The following is a 21,998-nucleotide window of genomic DNA, read 5'->3' as shown; positions in this document are numbered from 1 at the left end:
GGCCTTGGCCCAACAATTAGCCTGGATGCCAGTTCCATGTTGGGCCAAGGCCCAACCTACGGCTAACGTAGGATTACGACAGAAAAATTATGTACAAAATGAACTCATGATGGTATTATTTCGAAACATTTTTTGTTCGGAAAATTTTATTATGCCCAGACTGGCTAACGTTATATCAACAATCCTTGAACGTTCTCTTTTAGGAAACCTTAGTTTAAATATAGACAATGATTCAGCGTTCAGGCTGTTTCTTTATGGTGCCGGGAAGTTGCCAAACGCTAATCGATTAGCAAGCAGTTACAAAAATCTTGACTCGATTGCCCGTGGTGGATACAAGCCCACTCGGGCTGAAATGGATAGACTTATTGATTCGCTCACAGCCGCTTTTAATTATTTTGCCAATCCCCCATTCGGTTATGCCAATAACAGTCAAATTGTTTATGAAGACAGAACCATTTCAGAGTATGCGGGTTTACGGGATAACCCAGAGCCAATGGCGCTGATTCAAGAACTGAGACAGGCTTGCGAGCAGTGTCAGAACTCATTCCACGTTTATGCGGCCTACCCTTTTATCGACCGCACCCACAAGGCTCCCGCTCAAGGCGCTTCATTAGCGGGTGACCCTACCTATGACAGTATTAGCGCACTGTCAGGCGATGCGCTGAAAACAGCTATTCTTGAGCTAATGTATGACAGAATTTCTCAGGCAACGCCTGAAAATTTTGCTGGGATCCGGTCTGAAATTCTTGGCAGCCAGGCTTATCGCATACTCGCTGCCTCGCAAAGCATGATGAATACTTACAGCCTGTTTCATTCAGGAAAAACACGATCTCAAACCCTTATCGACAATTATCTTGAACAAAGAGGTGCAGAGCTTCAAAACTCGCTCGAACTGTCAGCGTAGGTTGGGCCTTGGCCCAACAATGATGCTCATGGGATGCACCTTTGTTGGGCCAAGGCCCAACCTACATTAGCAACCCCACCCTCTTTAAGCAGGCGAGCTGACTCTTCCAGGCAAATAGTCAGCAACATCCTCTTGTGAGTCGTTGTCTTGCTTTTCGGTAAACAATGGGTGGTTGTAACTGTTCATACCAGGATCTGTTCTGATTTGCTTTACGGGGCTGACCGTATTATTGACGCCGCTTACCGTTGTAGTCTGCTCCATTTGAGTCACTTCATTTTCGGTTTTATTACGATATTTTCTGACTGCTGGTATTGAGTGAATCCCCCAAAGCAATAACAGGCTGGCTACAGCACCGATTGCGGCACCAATAACAGCACCAAAACCGGTTCCAATTATCGGAAACACAAATGAGCCAAGCAAACCGCCAACAAGCGCTCCAGTCATGGAACCAGCAAGTTCAACTCCGAAGAAGCTGGCAACGGTTGCGATGGTAGACGTTCTTGCTATTGTCCTGGCCATGCAAATAGCCAGTGAAGCCTTTGCAGCGCCAAAAACGGCCCCAATCAGGGCTCCAGCTGCGGTTCCAAAACCTGGAAATACAAATGTTCCGATAAGCGCTCCAACGCCAGCTCCAATACCGGTACTGAGTAACAAGGCTCCAAATTCAACTTTACCGCGATTTTTTTTAAAAAAACTACGTTTGCCATTGTTTTGCTCATTCGAAGGCATTTTTCTATCCCCAGTCGTTTTCGAAGAGTATATAGTACAGTCAGCTGAGATAAATGGTAAACAGTTTTGTTTAAATTAACTCTTCATGTGGATATGGTCATATATCCATGCCCGGTCGATATTCTTAATTCGGAAAACCTCATCAGACAGCATGTCGGGCGAAGCGCCCGACCTACGTTTGCTAATGTTCCCTCGTTGCCACAAAGCGTATCCGGGGATAGCGCTCTTCTGCCATGCTTAAGTTCACCCGGGTTGGAGCCAGGTACATGAGCGCCTCACTGCCATCAAGAGCAAGGTAGTCGAAGGCCTTGGCGCGGAAATCGGCCATGGCTTTGTCGTCTTCTGCATAAACCCAGCGGGCACAGCTGACACTGACGTTTTCGTATACGCAGTCTACTTTGTACTCGTGCAGCAGCCGGTGGGCTACAACATCGAACTGAAGAACGCCCACAGCTCCAAGGATGAGCTGGTTGCTGTTCAGAGGACGGAATACCTGGGTGGCACCTTCCTCAGACAATTCAATCAGACCTTTGATCAATGCCTTACTTTTTAATGGATCGCGCAGGCGGACCAGGCGGTAGAGTTCAGGCGCGAAATTGGGGATACCGGTAAACTTTAAGGTTTCGCCCTGAGTAAAGGTGTCTCCGATTCGTATCGTACCATGGTTGTGCAGACCAATAATGTCACCCGACATGGCGACTTCAGCCTGAGAGCGATCACCGGCCATGAAGGTCAGGGCGTTGGCGATTGCCACCTCTTTGCCAAGGCGCAGGTGGCTGAGTTTCATGCCGCGTCTGAAGGTACCGGAGCAGATACGCATAAAGGCAATGCGATCACGGTGTTTGGGATCCATGTTGGCCTGAATTTTAAAAACAAAACCACTGAAATTTTCTTCGCCAGGATCAACCTGTCGCTGCACAGCCTTGCGGGGCAAGGGACCTGGTGCGTATTGCGCAAAGTCGTCGAGCAGTTCCTTGATGCCAAAGTTGTTAATCGCGGACCCAAAGTAAACAGGCGTCATTTTGCCGGCAAGATAGGCCTGCAGATCAAATTCGTGGGAAGCGCCCTTAACCAGTTCGATTTCGTCACGCAGCTCCTGAGCCGCATCCCCCAGAAGTTCATCAAGCCTGGGGTTGTCGATACCGGCAATTTCCAGCGCATCCTGTTTCTGCGCGTTTTTTCCGCTTTGATAAAGATAAATCACATCCTGGTAAAGATGATAAATCCCCTTGAAGCGTTTACCCATGCCAACAGGCCAGGTAATGGGCGCACACTGTATGCCCAGTACGGTTTCCACTTCGTCCAGCAGAGAGATGGGTTCACGGCCTTCGCGGTCAAGCTTGTTGATGAAGGTCATGATGGGCGTGTCGCGCAGGCGGCATACTTCCATCAGTTTGATAGTCCTGTCCTCAACCCCTTTGGCCACGTCAATCACCATCAGGGCCGAATCAACAGCCGTCAGCGTACGGTAGGTGTCTTCGGAAAAATCTTCGTGACCAGGCGTGTCCAGCAGGTTCATCACGTGTTCGTTATGAACAAACTGCATCACGGAAGTCGTAATCGAGATACCCCGTTCTTTCTCCATTTCCATCCAGTCAGAAGTGGCGTGGCGGCTTGCCTTGCGCCCTTTGACCGTTCCGGCCAGCTGAATGGCGCCTCCGAATAACAACAGTTTTTCGGTAACCGTGGTTTTACCGGCGTCGGGGTGAGAAATAATGGCAAAGGTGCGGCGTTTGCGGAAATCATCGTAAAAATCGGGCATTTCAAGACCTGGTAACGGCAAAGCCTGACATTTTATGTGAAAACACACAAACAAACAATTGATGCGCCCCTCAAGCACAGAGATGTCCCATCTTAATTTGAACGGAAGTTAAACCGTGCCACACCCACCACCCTCATCCCCGGCCCTTCTCCCTCAAGGGAGAAGGGAGCAGAACGTGCCAACTGATTAACTTCCGTTCGAATTAAGATGGGGCAGTCCTGCCCTCAAGCATCATTTAAGCGTCTATAATGTCATAATATACGGCCAGACAAGGAAGAAAGAAGATGAACGAGAACATGGATAATCAAGCATATCAGGACGTACCCTACACAGACTACGGCCTGCTGCTGCGACCTCTGCTGAACAAAGGAACCGCGTTTAGCAATCGTGAACGGGTAGAATTTAAACTCCTGGGTCTCTTACCGCCAGAAGAAAGCACGATTGAACAGCAAAGGGCGCGTTCATACGAAGCCTTTAAAAGCAAAAAAACAGATCTTGAAAAGTATCTGTATCTGCGCGATCTGCAGGACTCCAATGAAACCCTGTACTATAACCTCCTGCGCGAGCATATCACCGAAATCATGCCGATTGTCTACACGCCCGTGGTGGGTGAAGCCTGTCAGACATTCAGCCACATTTATCGTCGCCCACGCGGTATTTTTATTGCCTATCCCTACAAGGATCGCATTGACGAAATTCTGGCAAACCCACGTTTTGACAGCGTCAAGGTCATTGTGGTTTCCGATGGTGAGCGGATTCTTGGCTTAGGCGATCAGGGTGCTGGCGGCATGGGTATTCCGATCGGAAAACTGGCTTTGTACGCGGCCTGTTCAGGTCTGCACCCATCCACCCTGCTCCCGGTTTTGCTGGATACCGGAACCAATAATCAGGAGCTTATCAACGACCCAATGTATATTGGCTGGCGGCACGAGCGCGTGCGCGGAAAGGACTACGACGATTTTGTCGATGCCTTTGTGCAGGCGCTGAAAAAACGCTTCCCGCACATTATGCTGCAATGGGAAGATTTTGCTCTGCAAAACGCGACGCGCCTGCTGGAGCGTTATCGTAATGAATTATGTACTTTTAATGATGACGTTCAGGGCACCGCCGCCATCGCAACAGGTACCCTGTTAGCGGCTGTGGCCGTGACCAGAATTCCCCTGCACTCGCAGCACATTGTGATTGTTGGCGCAGGCTCAGCCGGCTGTGGTATTGCCGAGCTGATCGTACATGCTCTGATGGACGATGGTCTGTCAGAACCCGAAGCCAGGGCACGAATCTATATGATCGATCGCAATGGCCTGCTGATGAAAGGCATGCCTGATCTGCTGCCCTTCCAGGAAAAACTGTTGAAATCTCCGGAGGATATAGCCGGCTGGACTGGCGTGGAGGATGGGTATATCAGCCTGGAGGACGTAATCAACAATCTGCACCCCAATGCTCTGCTCGGCGTTTCCGGTCAGGCTGGCATTTTTACAGAAAGCATCATCCGCAGCATGGCGGCACACGTAGCCAGGCCAATCATCATGCCGCTGTCCAACCCCATCACGCACAGCGAAGCCACTCCTGCGGACTTGATGACCTGGACAGATGGTCGCGCGGTGATTGGCACAGGCAGCCCCTTTGACAGCATCATCAAAAATGGCCAGTCTTTCCGGGTGGATCAAACCAACAACGTATATATTTTTCCGGGCATGGGGCTTGGGTTGATTGCAGCCAAAGCCAGAACCGTATCGGATAAAATGTTTATGGTGGCTGCAAAAGCACTGGCCTCGTGCTCTCCAGCCCGGCACGATGTTAACGCCAACCTTCTGCCGCCTATTGCAGACGTAAGGAAAGTTGCACATGCCGTTGCGTTTGCGGTTGCGCAGGAGGCGGTTCGTTCGGAGCTGGCCGATTATCAGAGCGATGACCAACTTAAAAAAAGCATTCAGCAACTGACCTGGGAACCGGAATACCTGCCCTACCGCTACAGGCCTTGACCCTCAACCGGCGCGGTAGAGCGCCTAATGACTCAAAACAATGCATACGGTTTCAATACAGGACACATTGAAACCAACATCCATCACAATGCTCTTGATATGACGTAGGTTGGGCCTTGGCCCAACATGGCGTTGGCGCCTAAGCTAATTGTTGGGCCAAGGCCCAACCTACTGTGGTGAATTTATATACATTGTTAAATCATTCGGCGCGCTACACGCGCCGGTTGCTGACGAGCGCCCAGAACACCGGCAGCAGCGACACCGCGATGATGCCATAGACTACGATGGCAAAGTTATTCTTAATGACTGGGATGCTGCCAAAAAAATAGCCGCATCCCAGCAACAGACCAATCCAGAGAAACGCGCTCAACACATTATAAAGCGCAAACTGCCGATGCCGCATGCCGCTGACTCCGGCCACAAAGGGCACAAAAGTGCGAATAATCGGTAAAAACCGTGCAGTGATAATAGTGATCGCCCCGTTTTTTTCATAAAACCTGTGCGCCCGCTCCAGGTGCTTTCGATTTAAAAAGCGGCTGTCGCTTTGCCTGAATATCCGCGGGCCAATATAGCGTCCAATCAGGTAATTGACCTGATTTCCGAGGATGGATGCGAGGATCAGTAAAGCAAGCAAAACCATAATATTCAGGGGCTGCGTTGTCTGAGCAGCCAGACTGCCAACAGCAAACAGAAGTGAATCGCCGGGTAAAAAAGGCGTGATCACCAGGCCTGTTTCACAAAAAATAATCAGAAACAACAGGGCATAAGCCCACAGACCATATTGAGAAACAAAACTGACCAGGTGTTGATCGATGTGCAGAAAGAAATTCAAAAAGTCGGTCATGGCTGTCTTCGAACATAATTAGGTATATCATTGCGATTATAGATGAAAACGGGCTATTCCTATATACCTGCGGTTCGGTTTAAACTCAGCAGGCCGTTTTTATTTGAATTATGGTCAATTTATGTTTGAGGACATCGTACTGATTCCCGGTGCACTGGCAACCCCGAGACTATGGGGTGAACTGGAAAATTATTTTCCGGCCAATGTTCGCTGCCAGCACCTGGATGTTTTGAATAGCGCGTCTATTGCTCACATGGCTGCACGCTTTGCTGAAACTGCACCACAAAAATTTGCTCTTATTGGTTTTTCCATGGGAGGATATGTCGCTTTAGAACTGTTTCACCACATACCCGAACGCATTGATAAACTGGTCCTTATCAACTCGTCCCCGAGCAGGGTTGCACCGCAAGGAAGAAAAGAACGTGAGCGCTCGCTCGATCTGATAGACAAGGGTAAATTCGAATTATTAACGAGCCTGATTTTTAAAAACTCTATCCACAGCAGGGAAAAACATTCCACACTCCTTCCCATAGCGCAGGAGATGGCCAGAGACATCGGTCCTGAGAACTACCGTCGTCAATTACACGCCATTTTAAACAAACAGGATCACATACCAATACTGTCAGAAATCCACTGCCCAACCCTCATTATTGCCAGTCAAAATGATTGTGTCATGCCCTCCAGGGAGTCAGACATACTGGCAGACAAAATACGTAATGCTGAGCTGGTTACAATAGAAAACTGCGGTCATCTCGTGATGCTGGAACAGCCAGACAGACTCAATCGGATTATTTCGGATTGGATATAAAGCCTGAAACCTTATACTCCGCAGCTGAATATTGCTATAATGAGGTCAGTCTGAGTCATCCAAGCTTACTATATGAAGAAACAGCGGCTTATTATTGGAATCAGTGGCGCGTCCGGGATTATTTACGGTATCCGTCTGTTGCAATACCTGAAGGAAACCGATATTGAAACGCATCTGATTGTATCTAAAGCCGCGCAGCTTACCCGGGCTGTTGAAACAGGGCTTTCTGCCACCGAGCTGTATCAGCTGGCAGACAAACACTACAAAATTGAAGACATTGCTGCCGGCATTTCCAGTGGCTCATATAAAACGCTGGGCATGATCATCGCTCCGTGCTCCATGCGTACGCTGGCGGATATTGCTCATGGGAGCAGCAGTAATCTGCTGACCCGGGCCGCTGATGTCATCCTCAAAGAACGGCGCAGGCTGGTGCTGATGATACGGGAAACACCGCTTAACATGGCTCATATCCGTAATATGGCACTGGTCACCGAAATGGGAGCTATTATCGCGCCGCCGGTACCTGCTTTTTACAACCAGCCTGCAACCATAGATGATATCGTCAATCACAGCGTGGGAAGAGTACTGGATCTGTTCGATATCGAATCAGAATGGGTCAAACGCTGGTCTGGAGCATCTTCTTCAGGCACAGGGAAGAAAGACGGGTTGTAGGCGTTTTTTTTGCCATTGACCTCAACCTGGGACAGTGCCAGCGAACGACCGCCATGGTTGAGCGTTGCGTTATGTTCTGGCCCTTCGTCATGTGTTACGTGCAGGTCATTATCCGTTTCTTTATCGGCCATGATTGTGCTCAGCTCTGTCTGCAGCCGCTCTCTCATGATTCGCTCATTACGTTTCAGGCACACATATTTGACAACACACACGACAAGAATGGCAGTAACAATGCCCAGGGTTACGCCGATACCAGCCGGAGCAAAAGACCAGGTAGCAATTAATCCAACCAGAACCAGTGCGACAGCCGTGTTAATCATTGCAGCATTTCTATGCTTTTTATAGCTGAATTTTATCTGAGCGTTTGCGCAGTTTTTTTCATCTCCATACAGTTTTGGTCTGTTTTTGTAACGGATATAGTCCTGAAGCAGACATACCGTTTCACGAATGGCATCAACAACCGAGGCACCGACAAACAAAAGCCCGCCGGCCAGGGGCATGACAGGAAAAGACGACAGCCAGAGAACGTAGGCAGCGAAGGTAAGCGCCGCATTGGCAAGAGAAAAAACCAGATCACGAGCACGATCAAGCTTTGATTTTTTCTTGTCCGACAGATTGTTATAAGTCCCAATCAGCAGACCCAGACCAGAAAAAACCATGCCGATGATGGGCATGCCGGTAGAAGAAGACAGAAAGCCGGTGATAGCGCTTAAAACCCCAGACATAAATGGCAAGCCTAAGAAACCGCCAACCAAAGCCAGACTTAACAGTCCGCCCATGAGCAGGTCCCAGAATCTGAAGGATTTTTTCTTCTCGATAACCTCAAGAAAATAGGCAACCTGAATGTTTCCCTTGCTAGTCAGATCAGCCAGAAAATCCGACACAGTCATATCAGACTTGAGGTACCTCGCCCGCTTGGATTCTGAAATATAAAGATTACGCAGAATCGCTTCAATCTGCTGCCGGATGGCTGGTTCTTTTATCCTGATCTGGTAAAAATCACGGTTTAATTCGCGGATTCTGTCATCGTAATACGCCAGTTCCTTAACCAGCGCACGAGGCTGCCCACCGCGAATGTAATGATTTAAGGCCTGTAAACTATATTCAAGAGATTGCAATAGAATATCTCGCTACGTTTATAAAGTCTCTTTGCCAGCAGCGTGAATTTTATTCTTATTTTTCCACTCTGTATCAATGGAACCTTTTTCAAGACTTTTGAGTGAATGATCAAGAGCAACTCGTTCGTCAAAAACAAAACAACTGCCCTGCCAGCGCGACTTCTCCTGTGGGATAGACGCCATATAATTAAGGATACCGCCATTCAGCTGGTAGACCTTGTCAAATCCGAGTTGCATGAGATAAGCCGTTGATTTTTCGCAACGAATACCGCCAGTACAAAACATGGCGATTTTTTTATCCTTTTTATCCAGCAGCTGCGTTTTTACATACTCCGGAAAATCACGGAAATTATCTGTTAAGGGATTTATCGCGCCTTCAAAGGTGCCCAGTTTGAATTCGTAGTCGTTGCGTGTATCAACCAGCACCACATCCGGGTCAGAAATAAGTGTATTCCACTCCTCAGGATCAACGTGCGTGCCTGTTTGCGCCAGCGGATCGATAGACGCCACACCCATCGTTACAATTTCCTTACGCAGTTTGACCTTGGCTTTTTCAAAAGGATTAACAGAATCAAAGGTTTCACGGAAAAACAAATCCGCAAGTCCGGGAATAGCGCGCATGAACGCATACAGAGCTTCAACGGCCGCCCGCTCTCCACAAAAGGTGCCATTCACCCCTTCACTGGCCAGGATAATGGTTCCCTTGATGTTCTGTTCTTTCATCAGCGTTAGCAACGGTTGCTTTAAATCCTCGTAGTCGCTGATGGGGGTAAATCGATAAAAAGCAGCAATAACATATGTGTTCATAATATCGGTTGTTCCTGTGGCAATTTAATTTTGCGACTAATATTACCACATTTACTATTTCATCAACAGAGGCTTGATTTAAGGAATAGCATCACCCTCTGTACTGGGCAATTTTTTAATCTTTATATAATTCTCCCTTCCTGCGCGGGAATGACAGCCCGGAGTTTTTATCCAGTGCAGAGAACATCACCAGGATTAAGCCCGGATACGCTGACGCATCCGGGCAATGCCTGGATCTTACCAGATGACACAGCGTGATCGATTGATCATCGGAGCGTTGTCAGGCAGATCAAAGGCTTTTTGAAACTCAGGCATGTTAGCCAGCGTGCCATTTACCCGATAGATAGCCGGCGGATGCGGATCGGTTGTAACCTGGTTTCGTGCCTGTTCCGGACGGATGTTGCTCGCCCAGACATGTGCTACCGATAAAAAGAACTGTTGATCCGGCGTGATGCCGTTAATGGTAGCAGCCTGTTTATAGGCAGGCGATGACTGGAATGCCCGGTAGGCCAGGGTCACACCGCCAAGGTCTGCAGTTGCCTCACCCACCACCAGTTTTCCCTGAACGGGCAAACCATCCGCAACAGTGTATGCAGAATACTGTTTAACGATGCAATCGGTTGCCTGTTTAAAGCGGGTCAGATCCTCAGCCGTCCACCAGTCGTTTAAATTACCCTTGCCATCAAACTGTGCGCCCTGGTCATCAAATCCATGAGTCAGTTCATGGCCAATCACAAAACCAATCGCCCCATAATTAACGGCCGGAGGCGCCTCCGGATCAAAAAACGGTGGCTGCAGAATACCCGCCGGCAAATTAATGTTATTCATGGACGGATCATAGTACGCATTGATGGTTTGCGGTGTCATGGCCCATTCGCTTCTGTCCAGCGATTTACCGATTTTATTCAAATCACGCTCGATCAAAAAGCGGTTGGCGCGAATGACGTTGGACACATAAGGACCTTTATCAACCACCAGTTTTGAGTAATCCCACCATTTATCCGGGTAGCCAACACGCTCTTCAATCATCGCCAGTTTTTTCAGGGCGGCGCTGCGGGTTGCTGGTGTCATCCAGGCCAGCGTCTGCAGATCCTGCTCCAGCGTTTTACGAATGGCATGCAGAATCTCCAGCACCTCTTTCTTATCACTGGCTGAAAAATAGCGCTCAACGTATAATTTACCGATTGCAAAGCCCAGCGCCCCCTCTTCCGTTGCGACCACGCGCTTCCAGCGTGGCAGCAGTTTTTTGGCCCCAGTCAGCTGACTGGTCATCCAGAAATTCTGATCCACAAAAGGCTGGGACAGGTACGGAGCAAAGGCATCTATCAAATGCCAGCGCAGATAACTTTTCCAGTCGTCAATAGACACAGCCTGCAATTGCTGATTCATGGCCTTGAAAAATTCCGGCATGGCGACATTGATGCGCTGGAGATCAGATTGCCCCAGTGCGGTAAAATATTCTGGCCAGGAGAAAACCGGTGTCAGACCAGCCAGCTGTTTGCGATCCATGATGTTATAAACAGCATGAGGATCGCGTTGATCCGTCTGCGACATGGAAGCCTTGGCCAGATCAGTTTCAATACTCAGAATACGTTTCGCCTGTTGCTCAGCGTGTGCCGGCTCGTCACCCAGTAACACAAACATTCTGCTGATATGCTGTACGTAGGCCGCGCGGATGGCACGGAATTTCTCGTCGTCTTTCAGGTAATAATCCCTGTCAGGCAGCCCCAGCCCTGCCTGTTGGGCCACCCCAATCACCTGTTCGCTGTTTTTGTAATCCTGCATGCTGCCGAAGCCAAAGAGCACATCAACGCCAGCCTTTTGCAGATCGGTGGCCACATCCTGCAGATCCTTAATGCTTCTGATGCTCTCGATTTGCGCCAGCATTGGTTTTAATGGCTCATAGCCCAGCCGGTTGATTGTAGCCTCATCCATGCCGCTGTAGTAAAAATCGCCGACCTTCTGTTGCAGGCTGCCCGGTCTGGCTGACTTATCGGCGGCAGCATCCAGCAATAACTGATGCAGTCGCGCTTCGTTTTTTTTATTCAAAACCGAAAAGGTACCCCAGATAGAATACTCGGGAGGAATGGGGTTCTGCTTTTGCCAGTTGCCGTTGGCGTACTGATAGAAATTGCTGCCCGGGGAGACCGTCCTGTCCATCCAGTCCGTACTGGAATCTGCGGCCCAAAGCGCCGGGCTCAAAGCACACAACATAATACCTGGCAATAATCGCATTCCTTCCTCTCCCTTATTCTGCTGCGTAAAACTGACAATCCATCAGGCTCTGAGTACAGACAAAGCCCCCTTGCGTATCTATCCAGTTGTAATCCACTTTCGCTGGAATTTTTACCAGGACCGGCCACCAGATGGAGTATTCGCCGGCGGAGTTTCGATACGTACACATCGCGCCCCGACCAAGTCCGGCAACCAGTACATTGGCACGAACAAAGCGGGTGCCTGCTTCGCCCTGAACCGGGTTGGCTGAAAAGGGATTCGGCTCCCAGGGCGCGGGAATAGCACCCCATTTTAACGAGCTGTTATCCGGATCCGGACACTGGTGAGCCACAGCCATAGGCTGATAAAGCGCGCCGACAAGCAGGCTGGCGGTCAAAAAACGATTCATTGGCAACTACCTCCAAAATTATTTTAGCAGATCCATTGTATAACACATCGGGTTTGTTATAATCATCGCGCATGCCGGGGTGGCGGAATTGGTAGACGCGCCGGATTCAAAATCCGGTGGTGGTGACACCGTGTCGGTTCGAGTCCGACCCTCGGTACCATCAGGATTATTTCCCTGATGTTCAAGCCCGGCATGCTCTTCTTTTTTCACGTCTTCCCTTACTTCATTCAAAAAAATCACTGCGCTGGAATCGGCATCTCGCTCGTAATGTTCTGTTCTAAAGTCTGTGGTTTTATCTTCATCAGGAAAGGAATAAACCCCAGCGCCAGCAGAAAAGACAGCTGATACAAACCTACCCAGCCCAGATACCATTGAATGGACGCGGCAATCGGTCCGGAAAATACTCTGGGCAAGGCAGACACTGCAACCAGCAGAGAAAACTGCGTTGCGGTGAATTTCTGGTTAACCAGACGCATGAACAGCGCCACCAGAGCGGTCGAGCCCATGCCGGCAGCAAAGTTGTCGCAGGCAACCGCTATGGCCAGCAGCGTGACATGCTTACCCACCATGGCCAGTGCGACAAAAAGAAGGTTGGTGACAGCCTGAAGGAGTCCAAATGCCATCAGAGCACGATACAAAGACCAGCGGATCAACAACACACCTGCCAGCAGACCACCCAGAATGATCGAGCCAATTCCCAGTATTTTATTGATGTAACCGATGGTGTCTAAAGGAAAGCCCAGGCCCTGAATCAGAAAAGGCATCACAATCCCGCTGGATGTGGTGGTGAAGGCTTCTCCCAGTTTGTAAAAAATAATAAAGCCAAGCAGATACAGAAGTCCTGGTCTGGCGGTTAATTCTTTCAGGGGGGCAATAAAACTGTTTAAGACGGTCGATTCCTGGATACGAAGATCAGCAATCGGCTCACGGCTTACAAGCGTGGCCAGAATACCAATCAACATCATGGAGCCCATCACATGATAGGTCAGGGACCAGCCATATCGACTGGCGATCACCAGGGCCAGTCCTCCCGAAACCAGCATGGCCAGACGGTAGCCCAGACTCGCCAGCGAAGCGCCAAGAGCATGAGCGCTGGCGGGCAGATACTCCACTCGCTGCGCATCAATGGCTGCGTCCTGGGTTGCGGAAAAGCAGGCAAGGCAGAAAGCCAGAGCCGCCAGCAGCTCTGGCGTATGAACCGGATTAAACCAGGCCATCAGATTAAAGCCCAGCAGCAACACGACCTGCATGCTGAGCATCCAGCTGCGTCGTCTGCCAAGAGAAAACAGAGTATAACGGTCGAGGAGTGGTCCCCAGAATATACGGTAAATATAAGGCAGACCCAGCAGACTCAACAGGCCGGTTGCCATGGTAGACATGCCCGCATCAGCAAACCATGCCTGCAGGGTGCCGGTAATGAGGGACAAGGGCAGACCAGATGAAAAACCCAGTAAAAAAACAATCATCAGGCGTTTATTCATATTGTCTGCCGTCGTGTCTGGTAGTCCGGAGGAGAGCGTGAGTACGCTGTTGCGGTACAAATGCTTCCGCCCTGATTTGTGTAGCCCGGATTAGCGTAGCGTAATCCGGGAGCAGATATTACGCTGCGTTCTTTTTAACATCGATCAAATGAATTTTGAAAACCAGCGTTTCATTTGGACCGATAGGACCACCAACACTGCGAGAGCCATAAGCCAGGTCGGCAGGAACGTAAACTTCCCATGTGGAACCAGCCGGCATTAACTGCAGAACTTCAGTCCAGCCAGGAATTACCTGAGATACCTTGAACGTAGCGGGTTTGCCAGCAGAATCTGTGCTGTCAAATACCTTACCATCCAGCAGTGTACCTGTGTATTCAACCGTTACGGTATCGTCTTTACCAGGTTTAGCGCCTGTGCCATTCTCAATGATCTTGTACTGCAGACCAGAGGCTGTGGTCACTACGCCAGGTTTTGCTTTGTTTTCGCTCAGGAATGCGGCACCTTTAGCCTTGTTTTCATCTGCTTTTTTAGTGAAATCTGCATTTCGCTTGGCCATCAGATCCTTTTGAAACTTGTTTAACACATCTTTCATTTGATCGTCAGTCAACAACAGCGTGCCTGTACCCATGCCATCCTGCAGACCCTGAGCCATGGCAGCCGGGCTGATTTCAATACCTTGCTTTTTAAAATTCCGGCCCAGATCAGCACCGATACTATAAGACAATTTATCTGCGTCACTGCTCAATGTTACAGCATCTGCCGCAACGAGTGATGTTGACAGTGCCAACCCCATAGCCGCAGCAGCAACCAGTTTCATCTTCATAAACAATCCCCTTTCTGTCTTTTGTAAGATTTGCATTCTTGCAAATTTGCCTGCTTATTCTGCCTAAGTTATATGAAAAATACCAGTAAGGGAGAACACTTATCTTTTATGCTGGCGTGTATTGTTTCCTTCACACTTTCCTTCTAAACTTCTCCATATTCAATCTGCACTGGAATTATCCATTATGAGCATCAGCCTGTTTGACTTGTTTTCCATCGGAATTGGCCCATCCAGCTCTCACACTGTTGGCCCCATGTCGGCTGCCAATGCGTTTGTCAGCCGTTTGAATGAAACCCGACAGCTGGAACAGACGCAGCGCATCAAAATAGAGTTGTATGGTTCTCTGGCCTTGACGGGCAAAGGACACGGTACAGATAAAGCCATTTTGAACGGGCTGGAAGGAAAGCGACCTGACACAGTTATTCCCGACACCATGGTTCCACGTATGATGGAGATCATCGCAAGCGGCAGACTCAACCTGAATGCAACGCATGAAATCTCATTTAATGACACGACTGATTTTCTTTTTTTACAAAAAGAACTGTTGCCAAAGCATACAAACGGAATGTGTTTCACGGCCTATGCTGCAGATGGCAGCGTCCTGTCCCGCCAGGTTTACTATTCAATTGGCGGCGGCTTTATTACGACGGAAGAAGAGTATGATCACCAGGACTCTCTGACAGACGCCGTTCCCTACCCTTTTTCTACAGCTTATGAATTATTAACCCGCTGTCAGGACAACAAACTGAGTATTGCCGAACTGATGATGGCCAATGAAGGAACCTGGCGTACACAGGATGAGATCAGGCAGGGTATTCTGGCCATCGCGCGGGTTATGGAGGAATGCATCAACAGTGGCTGTCACCATCCCGGTATTTTACCCGGCGGTCTGCTGCTAAAACGCCGCGCGCCTGATCTTTACAAGAAACTGATAGAACACAAAGGGATACCCAGTGCCTTTGAAAATGCTGATCTGATGAATCATCTGAATCTGTATGCCATGGCCGTAAATGAAGAAAACGCCGCCGGAGGTCGCATCGTTACTGCGCCAACCAATGGTGCCGCCGGTATTATTCCTGCGGTCATGAAATACGCCCAGGAGGCGCATAACAAAGGCAGCGATGACGACATCTGCACCTATTTTCTGACCGCAGCCGCCATGGCTATCCTGTACAAGAAAGGCGCGTCCATATCCGGTGCTGAAGTGGGTTGTCAGGGTGAAGTTGGCGTGGCCTCATCGATGGCAGCGGCAGGACTTACGGCTGTTCTTGGCGGAAGCATCGATCAGATTGAAAATGCGGCGGAAATTGCCATGGAGCATCATCTCGGCATGACCTGTGATCCGGTACTGGGCCTGGTGCAGATTCCCTGTATTGAGCGCAATGCGATGGGCGCTGTAAAAGCGGTCAATGCCTCACGTCTGGCCTTGATTGGTGACGGAGAACATCATATTTCGCTCGATAAAGTGATAAGAACCATGAAACAGACGGGTTACGATATGCAGAGTATTTATAAGGAAACATCGCTTGGGGGGCTTGCGGTTAACCAGACTGAATGTTAATGCCTGTTAAGATTGATCAGGGATAAGCCTCTGACCTCGCCGTCTTTCACACCAAATCGCACCCGGGTGCTTAATCCCTGGGTGCTGATCAAAAGCTCGTAACGACCGGCCGGCAGGCCCGTGGTATAAAACTCACCGACATTGGTTACCGTTAGGGGTAAGAACGGATTTAACCATGGGTTGCCGTTACTTTGCCTGTCCGCCTGTTCTGCCTGCAGTAAAATATTACTATGTGCCAGATCGGACCAGGGCAGCACCCGCCCGACCACGCCGGTTTTTCTGTTTCTTGGCAAAGGCTCCATAATGATGGGCGGCAGAGCCTGCACTTGCTGCCCTTGATTCACGGCCACCACCACCGGTTTATAGCCCGCCAGCACAAAACGCATGCTGGTCTTATCGCTGTGCCCGACAAAATACCCACCGGGCAGAAGCTGAAACTCACTGCTCACCATGTCAGGGGATTCCGGACCTTTGACAATAACCTGGCCATACAATACTGGAAGCTGCTTCGACTTGAGCAGCGACAGAGCGCGTTGATCGAGGGTGAAGGCGGTATCCTCATCCTGATGTCCGGCGACCCATTGAACCCAGGTCTGGAACCGATGATAAATATCTTCAGGTGGTATGTCCGGCTTGAAACTGCTCCATGGATTCAGCTCATCACGAAGCGGATAGACACGGCTCATCTCCTCTTCACTGACCGGTTTATTCAAACCATGTTCAATGGCAATCTGTCTCGCGAGTGCTGCCGCCTCGGCCAGTTGTGCCGGACTCAGGCCTCGCTGATATAAGGCCAATTGTGCATTTTTTTGTGGGTAAGCGGCAGGCAGGTGATCAACATAGGCTAACTGCCAGGCCAGGGCGCGAACGCGATCAGCCTTATGTGTCATGCCAAACAGATAATCGCGGCTGATGGACCACATCTGGTAGAGTTGATAGTCTTTTTGCAACAGATGCGCCTCGTCGGGCGACAAGGCCTGCGCCGGGGTCATCAGCGTAAAAAACAATATGCTTGTTACGTAACAACCCAGACGTTTATACATTAATCTCGCATTAGCCGGTGATTCCGGCTGGTTGGCTATGGTACGTAGCCTGGTAAACGGCCAGTGCGTCAGCTGCCGCCTTCTTCAAACCCAAGGCCATATTGGCTTTATACAGCAAAACCAGAGCGGGTTGTGCGCTGGGCGCCTGCGGATAGTTTTTCACCAGGTAACTGGCACGCTCTGCCGCAGCGACGTACATTTTTCTCTCGAAATAGTAAGTCGACGTATTTAATTCCCGTTGAGCAAACATATTACGCAAATAGATCATGCGTTGCAAGGCATTGGCTTTGTAGCGGCTGTCGGGGAAACGCTGCACAAACACGGAAAAATCAGCGTAGGCCTGAGATTGCGTTCCTGGATCACGCCAGGATTCGTCCATTGGTAATACCTGAGCAAAGGTTCCACGTGACTGCTGGAAATTGGCCAGCCCTTTCATGTAGTACGCATAATCAACGTCTCTGGCGCGCGGATAGAGATGAATAAAACGCTCAGCGGTAGCAGCTGCGGACGGATAATCCTTGTTTTGATAATAGGCATAAATCAAATCCTTCTGTGCCCTTTCGGCATAATCACTGAAGGGGTACATGGATTCGAGAGCCTCCAGACGCTTGGCAGCTGAAGCGTATTCCTTTTTTGCCATGGCATCTTCTGCGCTGGTGAACAGCTGCTTCGCTGTCATGCCTTTGTAGGGGCTGTTGTCGTCTTTATCCTTGTTCCACCATGATGCACAGGAGGTCAGAGACAACAAGGCAGTAATCAGAAGAAAAATCTGTATTCGTTTCATATCAACACATCCGTAAGCAATTAGCGTAACAGCAATTTCGGCACATTATACTCATCCATCAATGATTTGCGAACTCTATATATTAAAATTTGAGGATGCGCACCTCCTACGAAGGAATTTTACTGCTGCTTTCGTTTTAAGTTAAAAAAATGCTTGCAATGAAATACCGGTTCTTATAATATTCGCCGTGGAGAGATGGCAGAGCGGTCGATTGCGGCGGTCTTGAAAACCGTTGAAGGGAAACCTTCCCAGGGTTCGAATCCCTGTCTCTCCGCCAGATTTGGCGGTCTTGTTTTATCCTGATTATCTTCAGTTTAGTTTTCAAAATTTCTTCAATAATAAATTCATTTAAAATTAAATAATTCGCTTCCTGAGCACGGAACCGTGGTTTCACTTTGTTCGCAGTATTGTTTCCCGGATTAGCGCCAGCGTAATCCGGGAAACAGGCCACAAACGTAGACCGTGCGGGATGACCATGGCGTCCCGGATTACGGCTACGCCTAATCCGGGCTACGATTCTCGACTCTTTGCTGTTAACTCAATCCTGACGCCAGAACGCCTTCGCTCTCATCAAACGCTCAACGTCACCCAGCGTTTTGACTATAGGCTTATTCAAGACAAAATTATCTCGCTGCTCCTGATAGTACACACCCAGCGGAACAGGCAGTTCAGGATAGTGCGCACGGGCAAGTCGCATGGCAGCCATAAAATCCGATGAATCATGGTGATAGGTTGTTTCATCCCCTTCACGATACTCTGCTACGCACAATTGCTCCCCATCGCGGGCCAGAATCTTTTGGCGCCCGGCACCAAAGACCAGCGGCCTGCCTTCTTCGAGCATCACCGTTTGTTCAGCGCGGTTTGCCTTCAGCGCAAACTCGTCAAAGGCTCCGTGATTGAAAATATTGCAGTCCTGATAAATTTCAACAAAGGAACAGCCCTTGTGCTCGTAAGCCTGCTTCAACACTGCCATCAACTGTGCTGGATCCTTATCAACCGCGCGCGCCACAAAACTGGCGCCCGAAGCTAGCGCCAGCTGCAAGGGGTTAATCGGTTCATTGGACACCCCCTGAGGCGATGTTTTGGTGATTTGCCCTTTTTGCGACGTGGGTGAAAACTGCCCCTTGGTCAAACCATAAACCTGATTGTTGAACAGCAGAATATTGACGTTGACGTTACGGCGCAGGCAATGAATCAAATGATTGCCACCGATACTCAACGCGTCTCCGTCGCCTGTGATCACCCACACGGTCAGATCATCACGCATGGCTTTCAGCCCGGTAGCGACAGCCGTGGCGCGTCCATGGATGGTATGAAAACCGTAGGTGTTCATATAATATGGCAAGCGCCCGGCGCAGCCGATACCGGATACAAACACATGATTTTCCGGGGGCAGGCCGAGCTCAGGCAGCAGACGCTGCAAAGCCATTAAAATGGCGTAATCACCGCAACCAGGGCACCAGCGCACTTCAGTGCTGTTGGCAAAGTCCTCACGCGTGTACGTCTTGTTGCTCATAGTGGCATTCCATTTTTATTGTGTTGACAAGGGAGCTGACCGTGAATGACTGACCATCGCACTGACTGATCGAACGTGCATCCACCAGATAGCTGGCACGGATTATCTGGCACAACTGACCGGAATTTAACTCGGCCACCAGGACGGTTTCATAGTTTGACAGGATAGCCGCCAGATCATCCGGCAGTGGATTTAAGTGACGTAAATGAACCAGAGCCACCGGCAGACCATCCAGCTCACACTGATGCACGGCAGCTTTCAGACTCCCCCAGGTGCTTCCCCAGCCAATCAAAAGCACCCGCGCTCTGGCGTCGCCCTCAATTACAAGTGGCGCGTAATCTTTGGAAATACCGTTGATTTTGGCTGCACGCAGCTTAACCATGGCCTGATGATTGGCCGAATCATAACTGACACGCCCTGAGTCGCCCTGCTTCTCCAGACCACCAATCTGATGAATAAAACCTGAGCTGCCAGGTATATTCCAGCTGCGCGCCAGATGTTCATCTCGCTGGAAGGGTTTGGGAGCGCGGTTTTTTTCAAGCGCTGGCAAGGCTACCCCGTCCAGCGCAGGCAGCTTCCATGGTTCGGCAGCAATCGCCAGAAATGCGTCCATCAGCACGATAACCGGGGTCATGTATTTTGTGGCAATCGTGAATGCCTCAATGAGGGTATTAAAACAATCCGACGGTGATTTGGCGGCAATAACCGGTAAGGGCGCTTCGCCATGACGGCCATAAAAGGCCTGACGCAGATCGCTTTGTCCGGTTTTAGTCGGCAGACCGGTTGACGCGCCCGCGCGCTGAACGTCAATCAGAACCAGCGGCAGCTCGGCCATGACAGCCAGCCCCAGGCTCTCGCTTTTTAAATCAAGCCCTGGGCCTGAGGTACAGGTCAGAGCGAGGCAGCCACCGTACGACGCACCAAGGCAGGCGCAAATGGCAGCAATTTCGTCTTCAGCCTGCAACAGCTGTACGCCATAATCACTCAGCTTCGCGCATTCGTGCAGAATTGCAGATGAGGGCGTGATGGGATAACCGGAAACAAACATGCGCGTGCCGGTGCCAACCGCAAGCGTTGCCAGAGCCATGGCTACTGCTTCCACACCGGTCACCTGGCGATAATCCCCACCTTCACGATTCACCTGACTCATCATGAACGACTGACGGCTCAACTCCAGGGTCATGGCGTAATTGTAGCCCGCCAGTAAAGTCCGCTTGTTCGCCTCGATGATGTCGGCTTTGTTTTTGAATTTCTGCTGAATAAAGGCCAGACAATGCTCAGTCGGCAAATCAAACAGCCAGAGCACCAGCCCCAGCACATAGAAGTTTTTGGCCTTTTTCGCCTGGGCATGATTCATGGCCAGCGATTCCACGGCCTGCAGCGTCAGGCTTATCAGCGGCAATCTGATGACCTGATAATGCTCCGCTACGTTGCTGAGAAAACTGCTGTCCAGGCCGGCTTTTTGCCAGTCTTTATCCTGAAAGCTGTCTTCGTTAATAAGCAGCAGGCCGCCGGGTGTTAATTGTTCGAGGGAGTTTTTCAGCGCAGCAGGATTCAGCGCCACCAGCACATTCAGCGTTTCACCTGCGGTGAACAGTGCCTCTTCCGCCATGGCGAGCTGAAAACCCGATACCCCGGCAACGGTACCGGCAGGCGCCCGGATTTCGGCTGGAAAATCAGGCCAGGTGCGCACATCTCGGCCGGTAACAGCCGCCGTAATGGTCAGCTGTTCACCGAGAAGCTGAACCCCGTCACCGGAGTCCCCGGTAATTCGGATAACAATTGCGTCATTCGTTGACATAGTTTCTTGCTTCCAGCATAAGTTGGCGCATGTCTCTTACGGCGTCTTTTAATCCTGTGAACAACGCACGCGCGATAATGGCATGACCAATGTTGAGTTCGTGTAATTCGCCTATTGCCGCAACGGGTTTTACGTTCTGATAATTCAACCCGTGTCCGGCGTTTACAATCAAGCCCCGACTTGCCGCATGTTTTGCAGCTATCTTAATACGATACAACTCTTGCTCGCGCTTGGCTACTGTTGTCGCATCAGCGTAGCATCCGGTATGAATTTCGATGACGGGTGCGCCCACGGCAACAGCAGCATCTATCTGCTGAATATCCGGATCGATGAACAAAGACACCTCACTGCCAAAGGCCTGCAGACGATTGACGGCCCGCGCAACCGTATCAAAATTACCCAGCACGTCTAAACCGCCTTCGGTGGTAATTTCTGCCCGGTTTTCAGGTACGAGGCAACTGTGCTCTGGAACAATTTCTTCCGCAAAGCTCAGCATGGCATCGGTTACAGCCAGCTCCAGGTTCATCCGGGTCTGCAGCACCTCGCGGATTAAGCGTACATCGCGTGCCTGAATATGGCGCAGATCTTCGCGCATGTGCAGGGTAATACCGTCGGCGCCGGCCTCTTCCGCGTCTATGGCAGCCTGAACGGGATCAGGGTAACGGGTTCCCCGTGCCTGGCGGACAGTTGCGATATGATCGATGTTCACGCCTAATAAAATCTCTTTTCTCATAAGTCAC

19 protein-coding genes and 2 tRNA genes are annotated in these 21,998 nt (G+C 50.0%); 7 read left to right on the top strand and 14 right to left on the bottom strand.

What is annotated here, in order from left to right; translation table 11 throughout:
* Positions 1 to 106: 106 nt before the first annotated feature.
* Entirely contained in the window at positions 107 to 904 is a 798-nt protein-coding gene (locus ACQUTA_RS02920) for a hypothetical protein (protein WP_444986702.1), read from the top strand.
* 84 nt (positions 905 to 988) lie between these two features.
* On the opposite strand, the gene ACQUTA_RS02915 is transcribed toward ACQUTA_RS02920, so the two are convergent.
* Entirely contained in the window at positions 989 to 1,633 is a 645-nt protein-coding gene (locus ACQUTA_RS02915) for an MFS transporter (protein WP_444986701.1), read from the bottom strand.
* Positions 1,634 to 1,814: 181 nt separating this feature from the next.
* Complete coding sequence (locus ACQUTA_RS02910; RefSeq protein WP_444986700.1) at positions 1,815 to 3,395, bottom strand: peptide chain release factor 3; 1,581 nt, start codon at positions 3,393 to 3,395, stop codon at positions 1,815 to 1,817.
* A gap of 296 nt (positions 3,396 to 3,691) precedes the next feature.
* Between ACQUTA_RS02910 and ACQUTA_RS02905 the strand changes: the two genes are divergently transcribed.
* Positions 3,692 to 5,377, top strand: a complete 1,686-nt coding sequence (locus ACQUTA_RS02905; protein ID WP_444986699.1) for an NAD-dependent malic enzyme — start codon at positions 3,692 to 3,694, stop codon at positions 5,375 to 5,377.
* 211 nt (positions 5,378 to 5,588) lie between these two features.
* On the opposite strand, the gene ACQUTA_RS02900 is transcribed toward ACQUTA_RS02905, so the two are convergent.
* Positions 5,589 to 6,221, bottom strand: a complete 633-nt coding sequence (locus ACQUTA_RS02900) for a DedA family protein (RefSeq protein ID WP_444986697.1) — start codon at positions 6,219 to 6,221, stop codon at positions 5,589 to 5,591.
* Positions 6,222 to 6,342: 121 nt separating this feature from the next.
* Here ACQUTA_RS02900 and ACQUTA_RS02895 point away from each other — a divergent pair, with 121 nt between their 5' ends.
* Together ACQUTA_RS02895 and ACQUTA_RS02890 are read left to right on the top strand one after the other, a co-directional pair.
* Positions 6,343 to 7,029 (top strand): alpha/beta fold hydrolase, encoded by a 687-nt coding sequence (locus ACQUTA_RS02895; RefSeq protein WP_444986696.1) that lies wholly within the window; start codon positions 6,343 to 6,345, stop codon positions 7,027 to 7,029.
* A gap of 72 nt (positions 7,030 to 7,101) precedes the next feature.
* Complete coding sequence (locus ACQUTA_RS02890; RefSeq protein ID WP_444986695.1) at positions 7,102 to 7,701, top strand: UbiX family flavin prenyltransferase; 600 nt, start codon at positions 7,102 to 7,104, stop codon at positions 7,699 to 7,701.
* On the opposite strand, the gene ACQUTA_RS02885 is transcribed toward ACQUTA_RS02890, so the two are convergent.
* The 4 genes from ACQUTA_RS02885 to ACQUTA_RS02870 all read right to left on the bottom strand — a co-directional run bounded on the left by ACQUTA_RS02885 (position 7,596) and on the right by ACQUTA_RS02870 (position 12,249).
* Complete coding sequence (locus tag ACQUTA_RS02885) at positions 7,596 to 8,819, bottom strand: MATE family efflux transporter (RefSeq protein WP_444986694.1); 1,224 nt, start codon at positions 8,817 to 8,819, stop codon at positions 7,596 to 7,598. The two genes, ACQUTA_RS02890 and ACQUTA_RS02885, sit on opposite strands and share 106 nt — an antisense overlap.
* 18 nt (positions 8,820 to 8,837) lie before the next feature.
* Positions 8,838 to 9,626 carry an oxygen-dependent tRNA uridine(34) hydroxylase TrhO gene (trhO, locus tag ACQUTA_RS02880; protein ID WP_444986693.1) on the bottom strand — a complete coding sequence of 263 codons (789 nt, stop codon included), beginning with the start codon at positions 9,624 to 9,626 and terminating at the stop codon, positions 8,838 to 8,840.
* Positions 9,627 to 9,863: 237 nt separating this feature from the next.
* Complete coding sequence (locus ACQUTA_RS02875) at positions 9,864 to 11,840, bottom strand: M13 family metallopeptidase (protein WP_444986851.1); 1,977 nt, start codon at positions 11,838 to 11,840, stop codon at positions 9,864 to 9,866.
* 34 nt (positions 11,841 to 11,874) lie between these two features.
* On the bottom strand, positions 11,875 to 12,249 hold the full coding sequence (locus tag ACQUTA_RS02870) for a DUF3757 domain-containing protein (RefSeq protein ID WP_444986692.1): 375 nt from the start codon (positions 12,247 to 12,249) through the stop codon (positions 11,875 to 11,877).
* 73 nt (positions 12,250 to 12,322) lie between these two features.
* Between ACQUTA_RS02870 and ACQUTA_RS02865 the strand changes: the two genes are divergently transcribed.
* Positions 12,323 to 12,409: transfer RNA gene (locus tag ACQUTA_RS02865), tRNA-Leu, on the top strand.
* Positions 12,410 to 12,485: 76 nt separating this feature from the next.
* On the opposite strand, the gene ACQUTA_RS02860 is transcribed toward ACQUTA_RS02865, so the two are convergent.
* Positions 12,486 to 13,730: an AmpG family muropeptide MFS transporter gene (locus ACQUTA_RS02860; RefSeq protein WP_444986691.1), complete on the bottom strand. Its 1,245-nt coding sequence runs from the start codon at positions 13,728 to 13,730 to the stop codon at positions 12,486 to 12,488.
* Between the two features lie 118 nt (positions 13,731 to 13,848).
* Entirely contained in the window at positions 13,849 to 14,553 is a 705-nt protein-coding gene (bamJ, locus tag ACQUTA_RS02855; protein WP_444986690.1) for a BamJ family beta-barrel-assembly machinery protein, read from the bottom strand.
* Positions 14,554 to 14,737: 184 nt separating this feature from the next.
* Between bamJ and ACQUTA_RS02850 the strand changes: the two genes are divergently transcribed.
* Positions 14,738 to 16,114, top strand: coding sequence for an L-serine ammonia-lyase (locus tag ACQUTA_RS02850; protein WP_444986689.1), 1,377 nt, complete (start codon positions 14,738 to 14,740; stop codon positions 16,112 to 16,114).
* Here the strand turns inward: ACQUTA_RS02850 and ACQUTA_RS02845 are convergent.
* Both ACQUTA_RS02845 and ACQUTA_RS02840 read right to left on the bottom strand, forming a co-directional pair.
* Positions 16,111 to 17,157, bottom strand: a complete 1,047-nt coding sequence (locus tag ACQUTA_RS02845) for a hypothetical protein (RefSeq protein WP_444986688.1) — start codon at positions 17,155 to 17,157, stop codon at positions 16,111 to 16,113. The two genes, ACQUTA_RS02850 and ACQUTA_RS02845, sit on opposite strands and share 4 nt — an antisense overlap.
* A gap of 10 nt (positions 17,158 to 17,167) precedes the next feature.
* Positions 17,168 to 17,941: an outer membrane protein assembly factor BamD gene (locus ACQUTA_RS02840; RefSeq protein WP_444986687.1), complete on the bottom strand. Its 774-nt coding sequence runs from the start codon at positions 17,939 to 17,941 to the stop codon at positions 17,168 to 17,170.
* A 189-nt stretch (positions 17,942 to 18,130) separates the two neighbouring features.
* Between ACQUTA_RS02840 and ACQUTA_RS02835 the strand changes: the two genes are divergently transcribed.
* A tRNA-Ser gene (locus tag ACQUTA_RS02835) sits at positions 18,131 to 18,218 on the top strand.
* 261 nt (positions 18,219 to 18,479) lie between these two features.
* Here ACQUTA_RS02835 and ACQUTA_RS02830 read toward each other — a convergent pair.
* From ACQUTA_RS02830 to pdxJ, 3 genes are read right to left on the bottom strand one after another with little or no spacing between them, the layout of a single operon-like run.
* Positions 18,480 to 19,457: a 2-oxoacid:ferredoxin oxidoreductase subunit beta gene (locus ACQUTA_RS02830; protein ID WP_444986686.1), complete on the bottom strand. Its 978-nt coding sequence runs from the start codon at positions 19,455 to 19,457 to the stop codon at positions 18,480 to 18,482.
* Complete coding sequence (locus ACQUTA_RS02825) at positions 19,432 to 21,258, bottom strand: 2-oxoacid:acceptor oxidoreductase subunit alpha (protein ID WP_444986685.1); 1,827 nt, start codon at positions 21,256 to 21,258, stop codon at positions 19,432 to 19,434. Before ACQUTA_RS02825 ends, ACQUTA_RS02830 begins: the two co-directional genes overlap by 26 nt.
* Positions 21,245 to 21,991, bottom strand: a complete 747-nt coding sequence (gene pdxJ, locus ACQUTA_RS02820) for a pyridoxine 5'-phosphate synthase (protein WP_444986684.1) — start codon at positions 21,989 to 21,991, stop codon at positions 21,245 to 21,247. Before pdxJ ends, ACQUTA_RS02825 begins: the two co-directional genes overlap by 14 nt.
* Between the last annotated feature and the right edge of the window lie 7 nt (positions 21,992 to 21,998).

This window comes from Legionella navarrensis, from assembly GCF_052527415.1.
This window is presented reverse-complemented; position numbering and strand designations above follow the sequence as displayed.